The 15,336-nt window shown below is 74.9% G+C and carries 16 protein-coding genes; 6 read left to right on the plus strand and 10 right to left on the minus strand.

Features of this window, described 5'->3' with window-relative positions:
* Positions 1-54: 54 nt before the first annotated feature.
* From ACFVVL_RS08000 to ACFVVL_RS08015, 4 genes are all read right to left on the minus strand, one after another.
* Positions 55-756 (minus strand): phosphoadenylyl-sulfate reductase, encoded by a 702-nt coding sequence (locus ACFVVL_RS08000; RefSeq protein WP_387672283.1) that lies wholly within the window; start codon positions 754-756, stop codon positions 55-57.
* Entirely contained in the window at positions 737-916 is a 180-nt protein-coding gene (locus ACFVVL_RS08005; protein ID WP_387672286.1) for a hypothetical protein, read from the minus strand. The genes ACFVVL_RS08000 and ACFVVL_RS08005 overlap by 20 nt, the downstream gene beginning before the upstream one ends.
* Entirely contained in the window at positions 913-2,637 is a 1,725-nt protein-coding gene (locus ACFVVL_RS08010) for a nitrite/sulfite reductase (RefSeq protein WP_387672289.1), read from the minus strand. Before ACFVVL_RS08010 ends, ACFVVL_RS08005 begins: the two co-directional genes overlap by 4 nt.
* Before the next feature lie 199 nt (positions 2,638-2,836).
* Positions 2,837-2,920 (minus strand): putative leader peptide, encoded by an 84-nt coding sequence (locus tag ACFVVL_RS08015; protein WP_310593185.1) that lies wholly within the window; start codon positions 2,918-2,920, stop codon positions 2,837-2,839.
* 187 nt (positions 2,921-3,107) lie between these two features.
* Between ACFVVL_RS08015 and ACFVVL_RS08020 the strand changes: the two genes are divergently transcribed.
* Together ACFVVL_RS08020 and rsgA are read left to right on the plus strand one after the other, a co-directional pair.
* Positions 3,108-4,409, plus strand: a complete 1,302-nt coding sequence (locus tag ACFVVL_RS08020) for a YihY/virulence factor BrkB family protein (protein WP_380289335.1) — start codon at positions 3,108-3,110, stop codon at positions 4,407-4,409.
* A 278-nt stretch (positions 4,410-4,687) separates the two neighbouring features.
* The gene (gene rsgA, locus ACFVVL_RS08025; RefSeq protein ID WP_380289333.1) at positions 4,688-5,809 is read left to right on the plus strand and encodes a ribosome small subunit-dependent GTPase A; all 1,122 of its coding nucleotides are present in this window, start codon (positions 4,688-4,690) and stop codon (positions 5,807-5,809) included.
* A gap of 85 nt (positions 5,810-5,894) precedes the next feature.
* Here rsgA and ACFVVL_RS08030 read toward each other — a convergent pair whose 3' ends face one another.
* The gene (locus tag ACFVVL_RS08030; RefSeq protein ID WP_387672761.1) at positions 5,895-6,302 is read right to left on the minus strand and encodes an ASCH domain-containing protein; all 408 of its coding nucleotides are present in this window, start codon (positions 6,300-6,302) and stop codon (positions 5,895-5,897) included.
* Positions 6,303-6,444: 142 nt separating this feature from the next.
* Between ACFVVL_RS08030 and ACFVVL_RS08035 the strand changes: the two genes are divergently transcribed.
* Both ACFVVL_RS08035 and ACFVVL_RS08040 read left to right on the plus strand, forming a co-directional pair.
* Complete coding sequence (locus ACFVVL_RS08035) at positions 6,445-8,013, plus strand: DNA-3-methyladenine glycosylase 2 family protein (protein ID WP_387672292.1); 1,569 nt, start codon at positions 6,445-6,447, stop codon at positions 8,011-8,013.
* Positions 8,010-8,522, plus strand: a complete 513-nt coding sequence (locus ACFVVL_RS08040) for a methylated-DNA--[protein]-cysteine S-methyltransferase (RefSeq protein ID WP_380289329.1) — start codon at positions 8,010-8,012, stop codon at positions 8,520-8,522. The genes ACFVVL_RS08035 and ACFVVL_RS08040 overlap by 4 nt, the downstream gene beginning before the upstream one ends.
* A 31-nt stretch (positions 8,523-8,553) precedes the next feature.
* Here the strand turns inward: ACFVVL_RS08040 and ACFVVL_RS08045 are convergent, their stop codons facing one another.
* Both ACFVVL_RS08045 and ACFVVL_RS08050 read right to left on the minus strand, forming a co-directional pair.
* Positions 8,554-9,075 carry a GNAT family N-acetyltransferase gene (locus ACFVVL_RS08045; protein WP_387672295.1) on the minus strand — a complete coding sequence of 174 codons (522 nt, stop codon included), beginning with the start codon at positions 9,073-9,075 and terminating at the stop codon, positions 8,554-8,556.
* A 79-nt stretch (positions 9,076-9,154) separates the two neighbouring features.
* Complete coding sequence (locus tag ACFVVL_RS08050) at positions 9,155-9,658, minus strand: MarR family winged helix-turn-helix transcriptional regulator (protein ID WP_387672298.1); 504 nt, start codon at positions 9,656-9,658, stop codon at positions 9,155-9,157.
* Between the two features lie 142 nt (positions 9,659-9,800).
* Here ACFVVL_RS08050 and ACFVVL_RS08055 point away from each other — a divergent pair, with 142 nt between their 5' ends.
* Positions 9,801-11,291 (plus strand): MFS transporter, encoded by a 1,491-nt coding sequence (locus tag ACFVVL_RS08055; protein ID WP_387672301.1) that lies wholly within the window; start codon positions 9,801-9,803, stop codon positions 11,289-11,291.
* A 71-nt stretch (positions 11,292-11,362) separates the two neighbouring features.
* On the opposite strand, the gene ACFVVL_RS08060 is transcribed toward ACFVVL_RS08055, so the two are convergent.
* The 3 genes from ACFVVL_RS08060 to ACFVVL_RS08070 form a co-directional block, all read right to left on the minus strand.
* Positions 11,363-12,088 (minus strand): DUF305 domain-containing protein, encoded by a 726-nt coding sequence (locus ACFVVL_RS08060; protein WP_387672304.1) that lies wholly within the window; start codon positions 12,086-12,088, stop codon positions 11,363-11,365.
* Positions 12,085-12,771, minus strand: a complete 687-nt coding sequence (locus ACFVVL_RS08065) for a DUF3105 domain-containing protein (protein ID WP_387672307.1) — start codon at positions 12,769-12,771, stop codon at positions 12,085-12,087. The genes ACFVVL_RS08060 and ACFVVL_RS08065 overlap by 4 nt, the downstream gene beginning before the upstream one ends.
* A 135-nt stretch (positions 12,772-12,906) precedes the next feature.
* Complete coding sequence (locus tag ACFVVL_RS08070; protein WP_387672310.1) at positions 12,907-13,491, minus strand: hypothetical protein; 585 nt, start codon at positions 13,489-13,491, stop codon at positions 12,907-12,909.
* A 253-nt stretch (positions 13,492-13,744) separates the two neighbouring features.
* Here ACFVVL_RS08070 and ACFVVL_RS08075 point away from each other — a divergent pair, with 253 nt between their 5' ends.
* Complete coding sequence (locus ACFVVL_RS08075) at positions 13,745-15,316, plus strand: protein phosphatase 2C domain-containing protein (RefSeq protein ID WP_387672311.1); 1,572 nt, start codon at positions 13,745-13,747, stop codon at positions 15,314-15,316.
* Positions 15,317-15,336 lie beyond the last annotated feature (20 nt).

The raw sequence follows: 15,336 nt of genomic DNA on the forward strand, positions 1-15,336 counted from the left end.
GTCGGCTGTGGTCACGGTGGTGTCCTTAGAACGGTGGTCGACGGATGGGGTGGTCTAGAGGTGGATGCCGCACTCGGTCTTGCCGGAGCCGGACCAGCGCCCGGCCCGGGCGTCCTCGCCCTCGCCCGGCTTGCGGGTGCAGGAGAGCGGGGAGCAGCCGACCGAGGTGTAGCCCTCCCACAGCAGCGGGTTGAGCAGCACGCCGTTGGCGTTGACGTAGGCGTCCACGTCCTCCTGCGTCCAGCGGGCGATCGGCGCGATCTTGACCTTGCGGCGCCGGGCGTCCCAGGCGACCACCGGGGTGCCGGCGCGGGTCGGCGACTCGTCGCGGCGCAGCCCGGTGGCCCAGGCGTCGTAGCCGCCGAGGCCGCGGTTGAGCGGCTCGACCTTCCGCAGCGAGCAGCAGAGGTCCGGGTCGCGGTCGTGCAGCCGCGGCCCGTGGCGGGCGTCCTGCTCGGCGACGGTCAGCGCCGGGGTGAGCGTGATGACGTTGACCGGCATGGTCGCCGCCACCGCGTCCCGGGTGCCGATGGTCTCGGGGAAGTGGTAGCCGGTGTCCAGGAAGACCACGTCCACGCCGGGGCGGACCGAGGCGGCCAGGTGGGCGACGACGGCGTCCTCCATGGAGGAGGTGACGCAGAAGCGCGGGCCGAAGGTGTCGGCCGCCCAGCGCAGGATCTCCTGCGCGGTGGCTTCCTCCAACTCCCGGCCGGCCCGGGTGGCCAGCTCCTCGTGGTCAGTCGTCGCGCCGGTCACTTCGATTACCCCCGTTGGTCGGTGACAGCAGGCCGAGGAACTTCAACTGGAAGGCCCGGCGGCACCCGTGGCATTCCCAGGCGCCGTGCCCGGCCTCCGACGGGCGCAGGTCCTCGTCCCCGCAGTACGGGCAGAAGAACGGTGCGGCGCGCTCGCTCACGACAGCTGCTCCTCGCTGGCCCGGGCCGCCCACTGGGCGAAGCGCTCGCCCTCGGTGCGGTCCTCCCGGTACCGGGTCAGCACCCGCTCGACGTAGTCGGGCAGGCCCGCGCTGGTGACCTTGAGGCCGCGGACCTTGCGGCCGAAGCCGGCCTCCAGGCCGAGCGCGCCGCCCAGGTGCACCTGGTAGCCCTCGACCTGGTTGCCCTGCTCGTCGGTCACCAGCTGGCCCTTGAGACCGATGTCCGCGACCTGGATGCGGGCGCAGGCGTTCGGGCAGCCGTTGATGTTGATGGTCAGCGGCTCGTCGAAGTCGGGCAGCCGCTTCTCCATCTCGTCGATGAGCGTGCGGCCGCGCTCCTTGGTCTCGACGATGGCGAGCTTGCAGTACTCGATGCCGGTGCAGGCCATGGTGCCGCGGCGGAACGGCGAGGGGGTGACCCGCAGGTCCAGCGCCTCCAGGCCGGCCACCAGCGACTCGACCCGGTCCTCGGGGATGTCGAGGACGAGCATCTTCTGCTCGGCGGTGGTGCGCAGCCGGTCGCTGCCGTGCGCCTCGGCGAGGTCGGCGATCTTCCCGAGCAGCCGGCCGTCGACCCGGCCGACGCGCGGCGCGAAGCCGACGTAGTAGTTGCCGTCCTTCTGCCGGTGCACGCCGACGTGGTCGCGCCAGCGGCCGGCGGGCTGCTGCGGGGCGGGGCCGTCGACGAGCTTGTACTTGAGGTACTCGTCCTCCAGCACCTGGCGGAACTTCTCGGTGCCCCAGTCGGCGACCAGGAACTTCAGCCGGGCGCGGTTGCGCAGCCGGCGGTAGCCGTAGTCGCGGAAGATGCCGATGACGCCGCCGTAGACGTCGGCCACCTCGTCCAGCGGGACCCACGCGCCGAGCCGGACGCCGAGCCGGGGGTTGGTGGACAGGCCGCCGCCGACCCAGAGGTCGAAGCCGGGGCCGTGCTCGGGGTGGACGACGCCGACGAACGCGATGTCGTTGATCTCGTGGGCGACGTCCAGCAGCGGGGAGCCGGAGACGGCGGACTTGAACTTGCGCGGCAGGTTGGAGAAGTCCGGGTTGCCGATGAAGCGGCGCTGGATCTCCTCGATCGCGGGGGTGCCGTCGATGATCTCGTTCTCGGCGATGCCGGCCACCGGGGAGCCGAGGATGACGCGCGGGGTGTCGCCGCAGGCCTCGGTGGTGGACAGGCCGACGGCCTCCAGCTTCTGCCAGATCGCCGGGACGTCCTCGATCCGGATCCAGTGGTACTGGACGTTCTGGCGGTCGGTCAGGTCGGCGGTGTTGCGGCCGTACTGCTCGGAGACCTCGGCGACGGCGCGCAGCTGGGCGACCGTCAGCCGGCCGCCGTCGATCCGGACGCGGAGCATGAAGTACTCGGCGTCGAGCTCGTGCGGCTCCAGGATCGCGGTCTTGCCGCCGTCGATGCCCTCCTTGCGCTGGGTGTACAGACCCCACCAGCGCATCCGGCCCCGCAGGTCGGCCGGGTCGATCGAGTCGAAGCCCCGGTGGGCGTAGATCGTCTCAATGCGTGTCCGTACATTGAGACCGTCGTCGTCCTTCTTGAACTGCTCGTTGGCGTTCAGCGGGGTGAAGTGGCCCATGCCCCACTGGCCCTCGCCGCGGTGACGGGTCACCTTGCGAGCGGCGGCGGTGCGGCGCGCGGGGGCGCGGTCGGCCGGGGGCTCGGCGGTCTCGGGGGTGGTGGCCATGGTGAAGTCCTTCGGGGCAGGTGGCTCTGACGCCGGGTTGGTCGCTGGGCGTGCTCGGCGGTGCTGTACTGCTGTGACCTGCGGTTTTCTTGGTTCCGGGAGAGCAGTCGCGGTGGCCGGGCGGGCGCCTGCGCATCCGCTTCAGCGGGGATGGCGGGGGAGGTGGCGCCGGGTGCAGTGGGAGGCGGCGGGGTCGGGCTCAGGTCACCGGACAGATGGCGCTGGACACGCGAAGGAGATCGACGTGCAGTCGACCTACTAGGGTGGTTCCGGCGCTCGGCATGGCAAGAGATTCGCACGACGCACGACTCGCGGTCCACTAACGTCCGTATTGTGGATGCTCGGGTTTCGGATGCTGGGATGCTGGAGCGTTCCGGCCGCTCCCGCCGACCGGGCCCCCGCGAGCCGTCCCGGCGGCACCCCGACCCGGGAGATCGGCCGGGCGGTCGCGGCCCGATACCGTTACCCCTGTGCAAGCAGCAGGCGAGACGACCAGGCCGAACCCCGAGCGGCCCTCCCGGCGTCGGGGCAAGGGCGCCCGGCGCCGCCGGGCGGCCAAGCAGTTCACCTGGCGGAGCACCGCCTGGGCCCTGGTCAAGGACACCACCAACACCTGTGTCGAGTACCGGGTCACCGGCCTCGCCGCGGAGGCGGCGTTCTTCACCCTCCTCTCCATCCCGCCGCTGCTGCTCTGCCTGGCCGGCACGCTCGGCTACCTGGACGACTTCCTCGGCGCCGGCACCATCGACAAGCTGAAGGCCGACATCGTCAAGGCGGCCGGCACGGTCCTCTCGGACTCCTCCATCACGCAGGTGGTCCAGCCGCTGCTGAAGCAGGTGTTCGACCAGACCCGGCCCGACCTGATCTCGATCGGCTTCCTGCTGTCCCTGTGGTCCGGATCCCGGGCGCTCTACATCTTCATCGACACCATCACCGTGATGTACGGGCTGGACGGCAGGCGGGGCATCGTCAAGACCCGGTTGATGTCGCTCGGCCTCTACCTCGGCGCGCTGGTGATCGGCTCGCTGGTGCTGCCGCTGCTGACGACCGGGCCCGAACTGGTGACCAACGCGGTGCCGGAGAGCGCCGAACTGCTCAACGCCGCCTACTGGCCGTTCGCGATCCTGCTGCTGATCGTCTCGCTGACCACCCTCTACCACCTCGCGGTGCCGGTCTCCACGCCCTGGCGCGAGGACATCCCCGGCGCGCTGGTCGCCCTGGTGGTGCTGGTCTTCTGCAGCGTGGCGCTGCGGCTCTACCTGGTCAGCTCGATCGAGGGCCACTCGGTCTACGGCTCGCTGGCCGCGCCGGTGGCCGTCCTGCTGTGGATCTTCGTGGTGGCGCTCGCGGTGCTCATCGGCGCCGCCATGAACGCGGCCATAGACCGCCGTTGGCCCACCCTGGAGACCGCCGACGCCCGCGCCGAGGTCGAGCGCGCCCACGAGGAGGCCGCCGCCGCGGTGGTCCGCGAGGTGGCCGCCCGGCGTGCCGTCGAACGGGCCCGCCGGGCGCGCGAACTGGGCCTCGCCGAGGGCGGCGAGGAGGAGTACTGGGAGGACGACGGCGAGGACGGCGACGTGCCCTCCGAGTACCCCGAGCGGTGGGCCGACGTGCTCGCCGCCGACAACGTCCGGGGCCGCCTGACCGCCCGCGGCGGCGGCCCGCACCACCGCCCCGCCCCGCCCCCGCCGGACAGCGACCGCCCGACCGCCCCGCCGCCCGAGTACCCGCTGCCGACCCGCCCGCCCCGCCCGCCGTGGGACCAGCGGTGAGCCCCGGCGGGGAACACCCCGGGGAAAAGGCGCAGGCGAAAAACCGGTTGGCAGGGTGGGGCCGGAACGCTAGCGTGTGAGCGTCCGGTTCGGGCGGCGTCGGCGCCGCCCGAGGAGAGAAAGCAGGAGGTGGGTCCCGTGGCCACGACTGTCATGACGGCTGCCCTGGGCAGCACCCGCACCCCCCTCTCCCTGCCGGCCGCCGGCTGACGTAGCCCCTCGCGCACGCAGCCGCAGCAGCCCGGCGGGATCACTTTCCTCCCGAAGGGCCCACTGCGTTGTTCAACGCTGCCTCCGTTTCCGCTTCCTCCGACAACACCGTCGACGCCTCCCCGCTGGCCGGTTACGGCTGGACGGCCGAGCTCGACGAACTGTTCGCGCCGCTCGCCGAGGCCGGGCTGGTCCCGGCCCGGATCGTCCGGGTCGACCGCGGCCAGTGCGACGCCGTGCTCGCCGACCCCGGCACCGGCGAGTTGCGCACCGTCCGGGCCGACACCCGGCAGGTCGGCGACGCCGACATGATCAACTGCCCGTGCACCGGGGACTGGGCGGCCGTCGACCTCTCGGCCGGGCTGCCCATGCCCGCGGTCGCGGCGCTGCTGCCGCGCTCCACCGCGATCATCCGCAAGGTCGCCGGCAAGCGCTCCGACGGCCAGGTGCTGGCCGCCAACGTCGACACCGTGGTGATCGCCGCCTCGCTCGCCGCCGAGCCCGACCTCGGACGGATCGAGCGCTTCCTCGCCCTCGCCTGGGAGTCCGGTGCCGAGCCGGTGGTGGTGCTCACCAAGGCCGACCTCGTCGACGACGCCGACTTCATCCGGGCCGACGTCGAGGCCGCCGCGCCCGGGGTGACCGTGCTGGTGGTCAGCGCCGGGACGGGCGAGGGGATCGACGTGCTGCGCGCCTGCACGCCCGGCACCACCGCCGTGCTCGGGCAGTCCGGCGTCGGGAAGTCCACCCTGACCAACGTGCTCGCCGGGGCCGAGGTGATGGCCGTTCAGGAGGCCCGCTCCGGCGACCAGAAGGGCCGGCACACCACGACCACCCGTGAACTCGTCCCGCTGCCCGGCGGCGGGGTGCTGATCGACACCCCCGGCCTGCGCGAGGTCGGCCTCTACGGCGGCGAGGGCGTGGCGCTCGCCTTCGCCGACATCGAGGAACTGGCCGGGCAGTGCCGCTTCCACGACTGCCGGCACGACAGCGAGCCCGGCTGCGCGGTCCGGGCGGCGCTCGCCGACGGCTCGCTGCCGGAACGCCGGATGGAGAGCTACCGCAAGCTCCAGCGGGAGAACGACTGGATCGCCTCCCGTTCGGACGCCCGGCTGGCCTCGGCCCGGCTGAAGAAGTGGAAGACCATCACCAAGTCGATGCGCGCCGCGGGAGGTCCCGTGAAGCGGTGACGACCGGGCGTCGGGCGGGCGGGCCCCGGATCCGCCGGCCCGCCCGCCCACGGGCCGCCCGCCCACGGCCCGTCGGGTCGGCGGGTCAGCGGAGGTCGGCCACCAGCCGCAGCCGCTCCAGGACGACGGGCGTGCCGTCGTCGACGGTGAACGCCGGGTCGCCGAGCGCCGCGCGCAGCTCCGGGCCGTGCCAGAACCGCTCGTGCCCGGCCCGCCACTCGGCGACCGACGCGTACCCCTCGCCCTCGTCGAGGGCGTGCCGCAGATCGACCTCGCCGAGCGGGACGACGCGGACCTCTGTGGTCTCGATCACCGCGACGATCCGCCCGGCCGAGTCGGCCACCGCGCCGCGGCTGCCGGCCACGGGCAGGGGCTCGCCCTCCCGCTCGTACTCGGTCAGCAGTCCGGTGGTGCTGGTCTTGGCGCCGGACAGCACGGCGGCGACCAGCCGGTCCCGCAGCGGTCCGGGGAAGGCGAACTCCTCGACCCGCAGCGCGGCGACCCGGGGGTCGTCCGCACCGGTGTAGGGCTGCTCGGACACGGGATCTCCTGGGGTTCGGGGGCGGGCCGTGCGCAGGCTATCCGGCCGGGGTGCGCGCGGGCGCGTGAATTCCCGGCCGACGGCCCCGGCTGCCATGTCCGTTTTCCGCCAGTCCGGGGCCCCCGGGTGCCGCAGACTGGACAACGTGATCGACGACGACATCCGGTACCGCGCCGTGGACAGCAGGGACGCCCGTTTCGACGGCGTCTTCTTCACGGCCGTCACCTCGACGGGCATCTACTGCCGGCCGAGCTGCCCGGCCGTGACCCCGAAGCGCGTCAACTGCACCTTCTACCCCAGCGCCGCCGCCGCCCAGAGCGCCGGCTTCCGCGCCTGCCGGCGCTGCCGCCCCGACTCCGTCCCCGGCTCGCCCGAGTGGAACCACCGGGCCGACCTGGTCGGCCGGGCCATGCGGCTGATCGGCGACGGCGTCGTGGACCGCGAGGGCGTGGCCGGCCTGGCCCAACGGCTCGGCTACAGCTCCCGCCAGCTCCAGCGCCAGCTCACCGCCGAACTCGGCGCCGGCCCGATCGCGCTCGCCCGCGCCCGCCGCGCCCAGACCGCCCGGCTGCTGCTCCAGACCACCGAGCTGCCGGTCACCGACATCGCCTTCGCCGCCGGCTTCACCTCGGTGCGGCAGTTCAACGACACCGTCCGCGAGGTCTACGACCGCACCCCCAGCGGGCTGCGCGCCGAGGTCACGGCCGGCCGCCGCACCTCCACCCCGGCCGGCGGCCTCGCGCTGCGGCTCGCCTACCGGGGCGCCGTGGACAGCGACCACCTCATCGACTTCCTCGCCCTGCGCGCCGTCCCCGGCGTGGAGGAGGTCGTCCCGGGCGCGCGCCCCGGCGTGCGCACCTACCGCCGCACCCTGGCGCTCCCGTACGGCCACGGCATCGCCGAGGTGGACGGCCTCGCCCCCGAGGACCCGGCCACCCGCGGCTGGCTCGACTGCCGGCTGCTGCTCACCGACCTGCGCGACCTGCCGACCTCCGTCCAGCGTCTGCGCACCCTGTTCGACCTGGACGCCGACCCGGTCGCGGTCGACGAGCAGCTCGGCGCCGACCCGCTGCTCGGCCCGCTCGTGCGGGCCCGGCCCGGGGTGCGCTCGCCGGGCCACGTCGACCCGCACGAACTGGCCGTCCGCGCCGTCCTCGGCCAGCAGATCACCGTGGGCGCGGCCCGCACCCTGGCCGGCCGGCTCGCCGAGAAGTACGGCGCGACGCTGCCCGAGCCCAACGGCGGGCTGCGGCTGCTCTTCCCGACCGCCGCCGCCCTGGCGGCCGCCGCCCCGGAGGACTTCGCGATGCCGGCCGCCCGGCGCCGCGCCCTCACCGGCCTGTGCGCGGCCCTCGCCGAGGGCACCGTCCGGCTCGACGGCGGCGTCGACCGGGAGGAGGCGGCCGCCCAGCTGCTCGCCCTGCCCGGCATCGGCCCGTGGACCGTCGGCTACCTGCGGATGCGCGCCCTCGCCGACCCCGACGTCTTCCTCCCGAGCGACATCGGCGTCAAGCACGGACTGCTCCGGCTCGGCGCCCCGGGGGACCCGAAGTCCGCCGCCCTCGCGGCGGGGGCCTGGGCCCCCTGGCGCTCCTACGCCGTGCACCGCCTCTGGGCGAGCCTGGCAGACCCCGGTACCGGAACGGAGAACACCGCAACATGAGCACCACCGTCTTCACCTCCATGGAGAGCCCGTTCGGCCGGCTGCTGCTCAGCGGCATCGTGCCGGAGGGCGGCGGCCCGGCCGGACTGGCCACCGTGACCGCCCCCGGCCAGCGGCACGCGCTCGCCGAACCCGCCGACGACTGGGTGCACGACCCGGAGGCGCTCGCGGCGCCGGTCACCCAGCTCACCGAGTACTTCGCGGGCGAGCGCACCGGCTTCGACCTGCCGCTCGCCCCGGTCGGCACCGAGTTCCGCCGCCGGATCTGGGACGCCCTCGACAAGATCCCCTACGGCGGGACCGTCACCTACGGGCAGCTCGCCGACCTGGCCGGCGAGTCCCCGCGCGCGGTGCGCGCGGTGGGCGGGGCGGTCGGCGCCAACCCGCTGCTGATCATCCGCCCCTGCCACCGGGTCCTCGGCGCCAACGGCACCCTCACCGGCTTCGCCGCCGGTGTCGACCGCAAGCGCTTCCTGCTCGACCTGGAGAGCGGCACCTCGCTGTTCTGAGCCCCGGGGCAGGGCGTGCGGGCGCTCCCGGTCAGCCGGCCGGGAGCGCCCGCAGGTCCACCCGCCAGTCGTTGCTGCGCATCCACCGCCCGGGCGGGAACTCGAAGTCGGTCTCGCCGAGGAGGGTGAAGCCGGCCCGGCGGCAGACGGCGTTGGAGGCCGGGTTGCCGACCGAGGGGAAGGCGTGCAGGTACCGGTGGCGGGCGGTGCGGGCGGCGGCCCCGACGGCGGCCCGCGCCGCGACCGCGGCGATGCCCCGGCCCTGGTACGGCGGCAGCACGTTCCAGCCCATCTCGTAGACGGTCCCGCCCCGCCGGTCGCGCTCGGCGTAGCCGACGGTGCCGACCGCCACCCCCTCCGGTTCCAGGACAACCCGGTACATGCAGCCGGTGCCGGAGGGGACGAAGTCCAGGTAGCGCCGGTGGCGCAGCAGCATCCGCTCCTCGTCCTCCGGGCCGCCGGTGTGCCGGCGCATCTCCGGGGTGTTGACCAGGCGCAGCAGGGCGAGGTCGGCGTCGGTCCAGGGTTCGAGGCGGAGCAGCGCGGGGTCCATGACGGGACGGTAGCGGGGCGGGTACCGGGCGGGGTACCGGATTTCCCCGGGCCGACGCCCGGCCGCGCCGTGCCGCCGGTCAGTTGCCCGCGGGCTCGGCGAGCGCGCGGGCCAGGTTCTCCAGGGCCGGCAGCGCGTTCATCACGGCGTCGCGGTCGGTGGGGGAGAGGGTGTCGAGCGCGGTGGCGATCCGCCGCTCGTGCGCCCGCTGCCAGTCGTCGAGCTGGCCCCGCCCCGCCGGGGTGAGCGCGATCCGCGCGGTGCGGCGGTCCCCGGGGTCGGTCTGGCGGTCGACGAACCCGGCGTCCAGCAGCTTGCCGACCAGGCCGCTGACGGTGTTGGGGGCGAGCCGCTGCCGGGCGGCCAGCTCGCCGACCCGCAGCGGGGCGGCGGCGAGCGTCTGGAGGAGTTCGACCTGCGCCATCGGCAGGGACTCCCAGGGGTAGTCGGTGCGGATGCTGCTGCGCAGGGCGCGGCGGAGCCGGGTCACCGCGTCGGTGAGCCGCCGGGCGCGCTCGATCGCCGCCGGCTCCACGGCCTGCGGATCGGCGGCGGGTTCGGGAACGGACGGTGACGACGGCATGGCCGACAGCGTAGCGCCTGGTTCGGACGCCGCCGGACCCCCTCGGACGGGTCGGGGGCGAGCGGTCCCGCTCCGTGCCGGACCGGTCGCACGCAGATCAGATCGTAGATAGAACATATCTGTATCCGATATATTTCGCCGTATGAACGCGGCGTCGACCCTCACCACCCGGCTGCTCACCGAGCGTCCCCGGCCACGTGGCATAGCCGGCTGGCGGTACGCCCACTGGCTCGCCGTCGGCACCGTCTGCCTCGGCGCCTTCCTCGGCCAGCTGACCGCCAGCGTCACCGCCCTCGTCTACCCGGCGCTCCAGCGCCACTTCGGCGCGGGGTTCGCCGCCGTCGAGTGGGTCGCCCTCGCCTATCTGCTGGTCCTGGTCGCCCTGCTGGCACCGGTCGGACGGCTCTCCGACCTGGTCGGCCGCAAGACCGTGTACATCGGCGGATTCGCCGTCTTCGGCCTGGCCTCGCTCGGCGCCGGGTTCGCCGGCGGCCTCGGCACCCTGGTCGCCTGCCGGGCCGTCCAGGCCGTCGGCGGCGCGATGATGCAGGCCAACAGCGTCGCGCTGGTCGCCCGCGGCGTGCCCGAACGCGCGATGCGCCGGGCGCTCGGCATCCAGGCCGCCGCCCAGGGCCTCGGCCTGGCGCTCGGGCCCAGCCTCGGCGGACTGCTGGTCGAGCACGCCTCCTGGCGCTGGGTGTTCTGGATCAACGTGCCGGTCGCGCTGGTCGGCATCCTGGCCGGCTGGTTCCTGCTGCCCCGGACCCGCCGCCCGGACGCCGGCCCGGTGCCGCGGGCGCTGCCCCGCCCGGTGCCCCGGCCGCGCGGGGCCGCCCGGTCCGCCTGGCTCGTCCGCTCCGACCCGGACGGCGGACGCTTCGACCAGGCCGGACTGCTGCTGCTCGCCGCCTCCACCACCGCGCTGCTGCTCGCCCTGTCCGCCGCCTCCGGCCTGCCGCTGCCGGGCTGGGCCGTCGCCGCGCTGCTGCTCGCCACCGTGCTGTGCGGCCTCGGCCTGGTCCGCCGGGAACGCCGCGCCGCCCGGCCGATCCTCGCCCCCGGCCTGGTCAACACCCCGGGGGTGCGTCCGGGGCTGGCCGTCTCGCTGATCGGCTACCTGCTGCTGTTCTGCCCGCTGGTGCTCGGCCCGGTGCTGCTCGCCGAGGCCGGCCTGCCGACCGGGCGGGCCGGTCTGGTGATCACCGTGCTCCCGGCCGCGTTCGCGGTGGCCGCGACGGCCGGCGGAGCGCTGCTGCCGCGCGGCTGGTCGGACGTCGCGCGCTGCCGCTTCGGCGCGGCCCTGGCCGGGGCCGGGCTGCTGAGCTGCGCGCTGCTGCCCGCCGCGGGCGCCGTCGCCCTGGCGCTGCCCCTGCTGGTGGCCGGCGGCGGGCTCGGTCTGCTGCTGCCCGCCAACAACGCCCTGGTCATGCGGGCGATCCCGGCCGAGTGCTCGGCGGTCGGCGGCGGCATGGTCAACATGGCGCGCAGCCTCGGGACGGCGCTCGGCACCGCGCTGCCGGTGCTCGGCGTCCACCTGGCCGGACCGGTGCTGGGCGGCCGTGCGGTCCTGCTGGCGCTGGCCGCCGTCGCGGCCCTGGCGGTGGCGCTCTCCCGGCCGGTGCGCCGGCGCTGAGTGCGCGAACGGCCGGGGCGGTGGACGGGGCGAACCGTCCACCGCCCCGGCCGCCGGGTGCGTCGGATGCGTCAGGAGGCCGGCACGCCGGGGGCGGCGCCGCGCTCCTTGAGCATGTCGGTGATCAGGTCGATCTCCGCGCTCTGGCCGACCACCATCGACTGCGCGAGCCGCTTCTCCGCCTCGTTGCGTGCCATGTCGACATAGCCCTGGGCCATCTCCACGCCGCCCTTGTGGTGCTCCAGCATCAGCTGCAGGTAGAGCACCTCGGCGTCCCGTCCGCTCAGCGAACGGAGCTTGGTGAGCTGCGTGGTGGTGGCCATTCCGGGCATCAGCGAGCCGTCGTGCGCCTGGTAGTCGGCGCCGTGGCCGTGGCCGCCCATCGCCATCCAGGCCATCGGCTTGGCCGTGGAGTGCTGGGTGAGCCCCCACTGGTCGAGCCAGCCCATCATCATGCCGCGCTGGTTGGCCTGGGTGTTGATGATGTCGAACGCCAGGGTGCGGGTCGGCTCGTCCGACGTCCGGTCGCGGACGATGAACGACAGGTCCACCGCCTGCTGGTGGTGGGTCGACATGTCACGGGCGAAGCCGGCCTCGGGCGAGGTGTCCGCCGGCACGCTGAGCGAGGAGGACCCGGAGGCGGGACTCCCGCCCGCCACCAGGGCCGGCACGCCGAGCGCGAGGGCGAGCGCGGCGGCCAGCGCGGCCGGCCACCAGATCCGCCGGCGCGCGGCCGCGCGGTCCGTCTCCGTGCCGTCCGGCGGGTCCCCGGCGGTGCCGTCCTCGGCGGCGGTCACATCGACCCCATCGTGCAGGAGGCGCCCGGCTCCTGGGTCTGCTTGCCCTGGACGTACTTGGTGAAGAACTGGTTCACCCGGGGGTCACTGGCGCTGTCCACGGTGAGCTGGGTCGACCAGGCGCTCAGGGTGATGGTGCCCTGCTCGTCCGGGTACGGGCTCATCAGCGAGTACGGGGTGGCCTTCACCTTGTCCGAGAGGGTCTTGATGTCGTCCGGGGTGGCCTTGCCGTTGTACGTCACCCAGACCGCGCCGTGCTCCAGCGAGTGGACGGCGCGCTCGTTCTCGACCGGCTGGTCGTAGACGGTGCCCATGCAGTCCAGCCAGATCGCGTTGTGGTCGCCACCGACCGGCGGGGTCTGCGGGTAGGTGACCTTCTCCTTGACGTGGTTGCGGGTCAGGTCGCCGAAGGTCTGCACGCCGTCGATCGGGGCCGCGGCGGCGGCCTCCTTGGCCTTCTTGTCCTGGTTGGCGTCGACCACGATCCAGGTGCCGGTGGCTATCGCCGCGATCACCAGCACACCGGCGACCGAGCCGGCGATGATCTTGTTGCGGCGGTCGCGGCGCTGCTCGGCCGCGCGCAGCTCGGCGATCCGGGCACGGCGGTCGTTGCTCGCCTGCTTGGCGCTCGGCTTGTTGCCCGGTGCCTTGTTCGGCTGAGTCTGCTTGGAGGCGGAACCCATGTGGTGTCCTTGTCCCCGTCGCGCATCGGGCGCGGCGGTCTGGAAGAGATGGCGGGAAGGGGCGGCTCCGTCGGTCCCGCCCGCCCGGCGACACACTGGTCGGCGGGGAGGGCCGGGTCCGGCGGCGGGTTCCGCTCAGGACCGGTGTACTTGGAGTTCGTGCAGGTCGGGCGCGGGGTGCGGACCGACCAGCAGCCCGGCGGGCACGACCCGGGGCAGCGCCTCGGGGGCCGTGGCCGGCGGCGCCGCGGCGGGCTGCGGGTGCGGCGGCGGGTTGGGGAGCTGGGCGTCCTGGGCGCAGTACGGGTGGCTGGAACAGCCGTTGTTGCGGTGCGGCGGGTCGCCGTCGACCGAGCACCAGGTCCAGTGCCGGTGGCTCTCCGCGCGGATCCGGTCGCCGAGGGTCTGCGGCGCGGTGGCCGGACCGGTGGCGGCGTTGCCGTCGCCGTGCGGGTGGACCGGGGTGCCGAACGCGGCGCCGGCCGCGATGACGCCGGCCGTGGTGGTACCGGCGGACACGCCCGACGGGGGACCCGCCGGGGGGTCGGCCGGGACGGTCACCGGGAAGCCGGTCCGCTCGGCCGTGACCGCCTTGGCGTGCGCCGTGCACGGCAGCGCCAGCAGCAGTCCGGCCAGCAGCAGGATCCACAGCGCGCCCACCGGGCGGGCCGCGAGTGCGGTCCTCCCCGGCCGGGGGGTGCTGGGGGCCGACGCGGTCATGCGCACATTTAATCAGCCGAACGAGTGAAGCGAGCCCCCTCCTCGGTTCTCATTTTCGGCCCCGGAGCCGCCGTAATACCCCGGAAACACCCTGGTCGGGGCGGTTCGGTCGACTGCGGGAGGAACGGAAACGAAACGGGCAGCGAACCCGGTGATCGATATCGGCCGATGTGCGCGCGGTTGTCGCCGAAACCCGGACAGCGTGGTGGTGCTTGGGGACAATGACGTCGAGCCAGCGACCAGGAGCCGCCAGATGACCAAGCAGGGTGCACCCGCGCAGCAGCAGCACCGGCCGGACGACGGCTGGTGGGACACGGTCTACGCGGGACCGGCCGGCACCCTGCCCGACACTCCGGACGCGCAGTCGGGGGAGGGCAGCGTCGACGACTGGTTCGAGACGGCGGCCGGACTCATCGGGCAGCAGCGGAGCGCGCCGCCCGAGGAGGAGGCGCCGGTGACGGTGCCGGAGGCGGCGCCGGAGACGCCGGAGGCCGGCGAGGAGGTGCTGGAGCGGGACAGCATCGACGACTGGTTCGACACCGCCGTCGGCGTGATCGCGCCGCAGCCCCCGGCCGCCGAGCCCCCGGTCGTCGAGGGCCCGGCCACCGCTGCTCCGGTGGCCGACGAGACGCACCGCTTCCCCGCCCCCTTCTGGGCGACGGACGCCCGGGTGCCGGAACCGCGCTCCAAGCCCGGGGCCGAGGCCGCGGCGGCTCCGACCCCGGAACCGGAGCCGCAGCCGGAACCGGAGGCCGAAGGGAAGCCGGAACCGGAACCGGAACCCGAGCCCGAGCCGCAGCCGGCCGTCGCGGCCGAGCCGGAGCCGGAGCCCGAACCCGCCGCCGAGCCCGAGCCCGCCGCCGTCGAGCCGCCCGCGCCGCGCCCCGCCGCCCCCCGGCCCGGGCGGCCCGCGGCCGCGCCCGCCGTGCCGCACGTCGGCGAGCGCCCACCCACCTACGGCCCCGAGCCGACCGCCCTGCCCGAGGCCGACCCCGGCTCCCTGGGCGGCGTCGTCGCCGACACCGTCCTGGAGGGCGCCCAGTACGCCACCACCACCCTGCGGGCGGTCTCCGTCCGCGGCGACTCCGCCCGCTACCGGGGCGAGCCCCGGCGGGACGCGCTGCTGGTGACCCGCTTCGGGGACGGGACCGACGGCCTGCTGCTCGCGGTGCTCGGCGGCTTCGACCACGCGGGACCGGCCGCCGGGGAGGTCGCCACCGCGGCCGCCGAGGCCTGCCGCCAGCTCGCCGGTGCGGTCGGCCGCAGCCGCCAGGGCCTGGCCGCCGACCTGCGCGACGGCGCCCGCGACCGGCTCCGCTACGGCCTGCAGCGGCTCGCGCTGAGCGCGGTCGCCCCGCTGCGCGCCCTGGCGCCGGAGCCCGCGCCAAACGGCGACGACGCCGAGCCGTCCCCCGCCTCGTTGCACTGCCTGCTGGTGTCGCTCGACCCGGCGGCCGGCTACCGGGCGGCGTTCGGGGTCGGCCCGGGCGGGCTGTTCCTGCTGCGGTCCGGCCACTGGATCGACGCGTACGCGGCCCGGCTGCTGCACCAGCCCGACGGCCAGCCGCCCGTGCCGGAGACTCCGGCGCCGGGCCCGCGCCCGTTCCGCTTCCGGATGGTCCCGGCGACCCCGGGCGACATCCTGCTGCTCTGCACCCCGGGCCTGTCCCGCCCGGTCACCGACGAACCGGCCGTCGCCCACTTCCTGGCCTCGCACTGGGCCCACCCCCACCCGCCGGGCACCGTGGACTTCCTCCGCCAGGTCCAGGTCCGCGCCAAGGGCTACACCGAGGACCGCACCGCCGCCGCCATCTGGACCGAGTAGCCCGCCCGCTGCCTGTCCTT

It is taken from the genome of Kitasatospora sp. NPDC058115, from assembly GCF_042884635.1.
Lineage (GTDB): Bacteria > Actinomycetota > Actinomycetes > Streptomycetales > Streptomycetaceae > Kitasatospora.

Bases quoted from the DNA above. Each gene is read 5' to 3' on its own strand.
- ACFVVL_RS08075 (WP_387672311.1), top strand. From the start codon at position 13,745: ATGACCAAGCAGGGTGCACCCGCGCAGCAGCAGCACCGGCCGGACGAC.
- ACFVVL_RS08055 (WP_387672301.1), top strand. From the start codon at position 9,801: ATGAACGCGGCGTCGACCCTCACCACCCGGCTGCTCACCGAGCGTCCC.
- ACFVVL_RS08035 (WP_387672292.1), top strand. From the start codon at position 6,445: ATGTCCGTTTTCCGCCAGTCCGGGGCCCCCGGGTGCCGCAGACTGGAC.
- ACFVVL_RS08050 (WP_387672298.1), bottom strand. From the start codon at position 9,658: ATGCCGTCGTCACCGTCCGTTCCCGAACCCGCCGCCGATCCGCAGGCC.
- ACFVVL_RS08045 (WP_387672295.1), bottom strand. From the start codon at position 9,075: ATGGACCCCGCGCTGCTCCGCCTCGAACCCTGGACCGACGCCGACCTC.
- ACFVVL_RS08040 (WP_380289329.1), top strand. From the start codon at position 8,010: ATGAGCACCACCGTCTTCACCTCCATGGAGAGCCCGTTCGGCCGGCTG.
- ACFVVL_RS08070 (WP_387672310.1), bottom strand. From the start codon at position 13,491: ATGACCGCGTCGGCCCCCAGCACCCCCCGGCCGGGGAGGACCGCACTC.
- ACFVVL_RS08015 (WP_310593185.1), bottom strand. From the start codon at position 2,920: ATGCCGAGCGCCGGAACCACCCTAGTAGGTCGACTGCACGTCGATCTC.
- ACFVVL_RS08010 (WP_387672289.1), bottom strand. From the start codon at position 2,637: ATGGCCACCACCCCCGAGACCGCCGAGCCCCCGGCCGACCGCGCCCCC.
- ACFVVL_RS08065 (WP_387672307.1), bottom strand. From the start codon at position 12,771: ATGGGTTCCGCCTCCAAGCAGACTCAGCCGAACAAGGCACCGGGCAAC.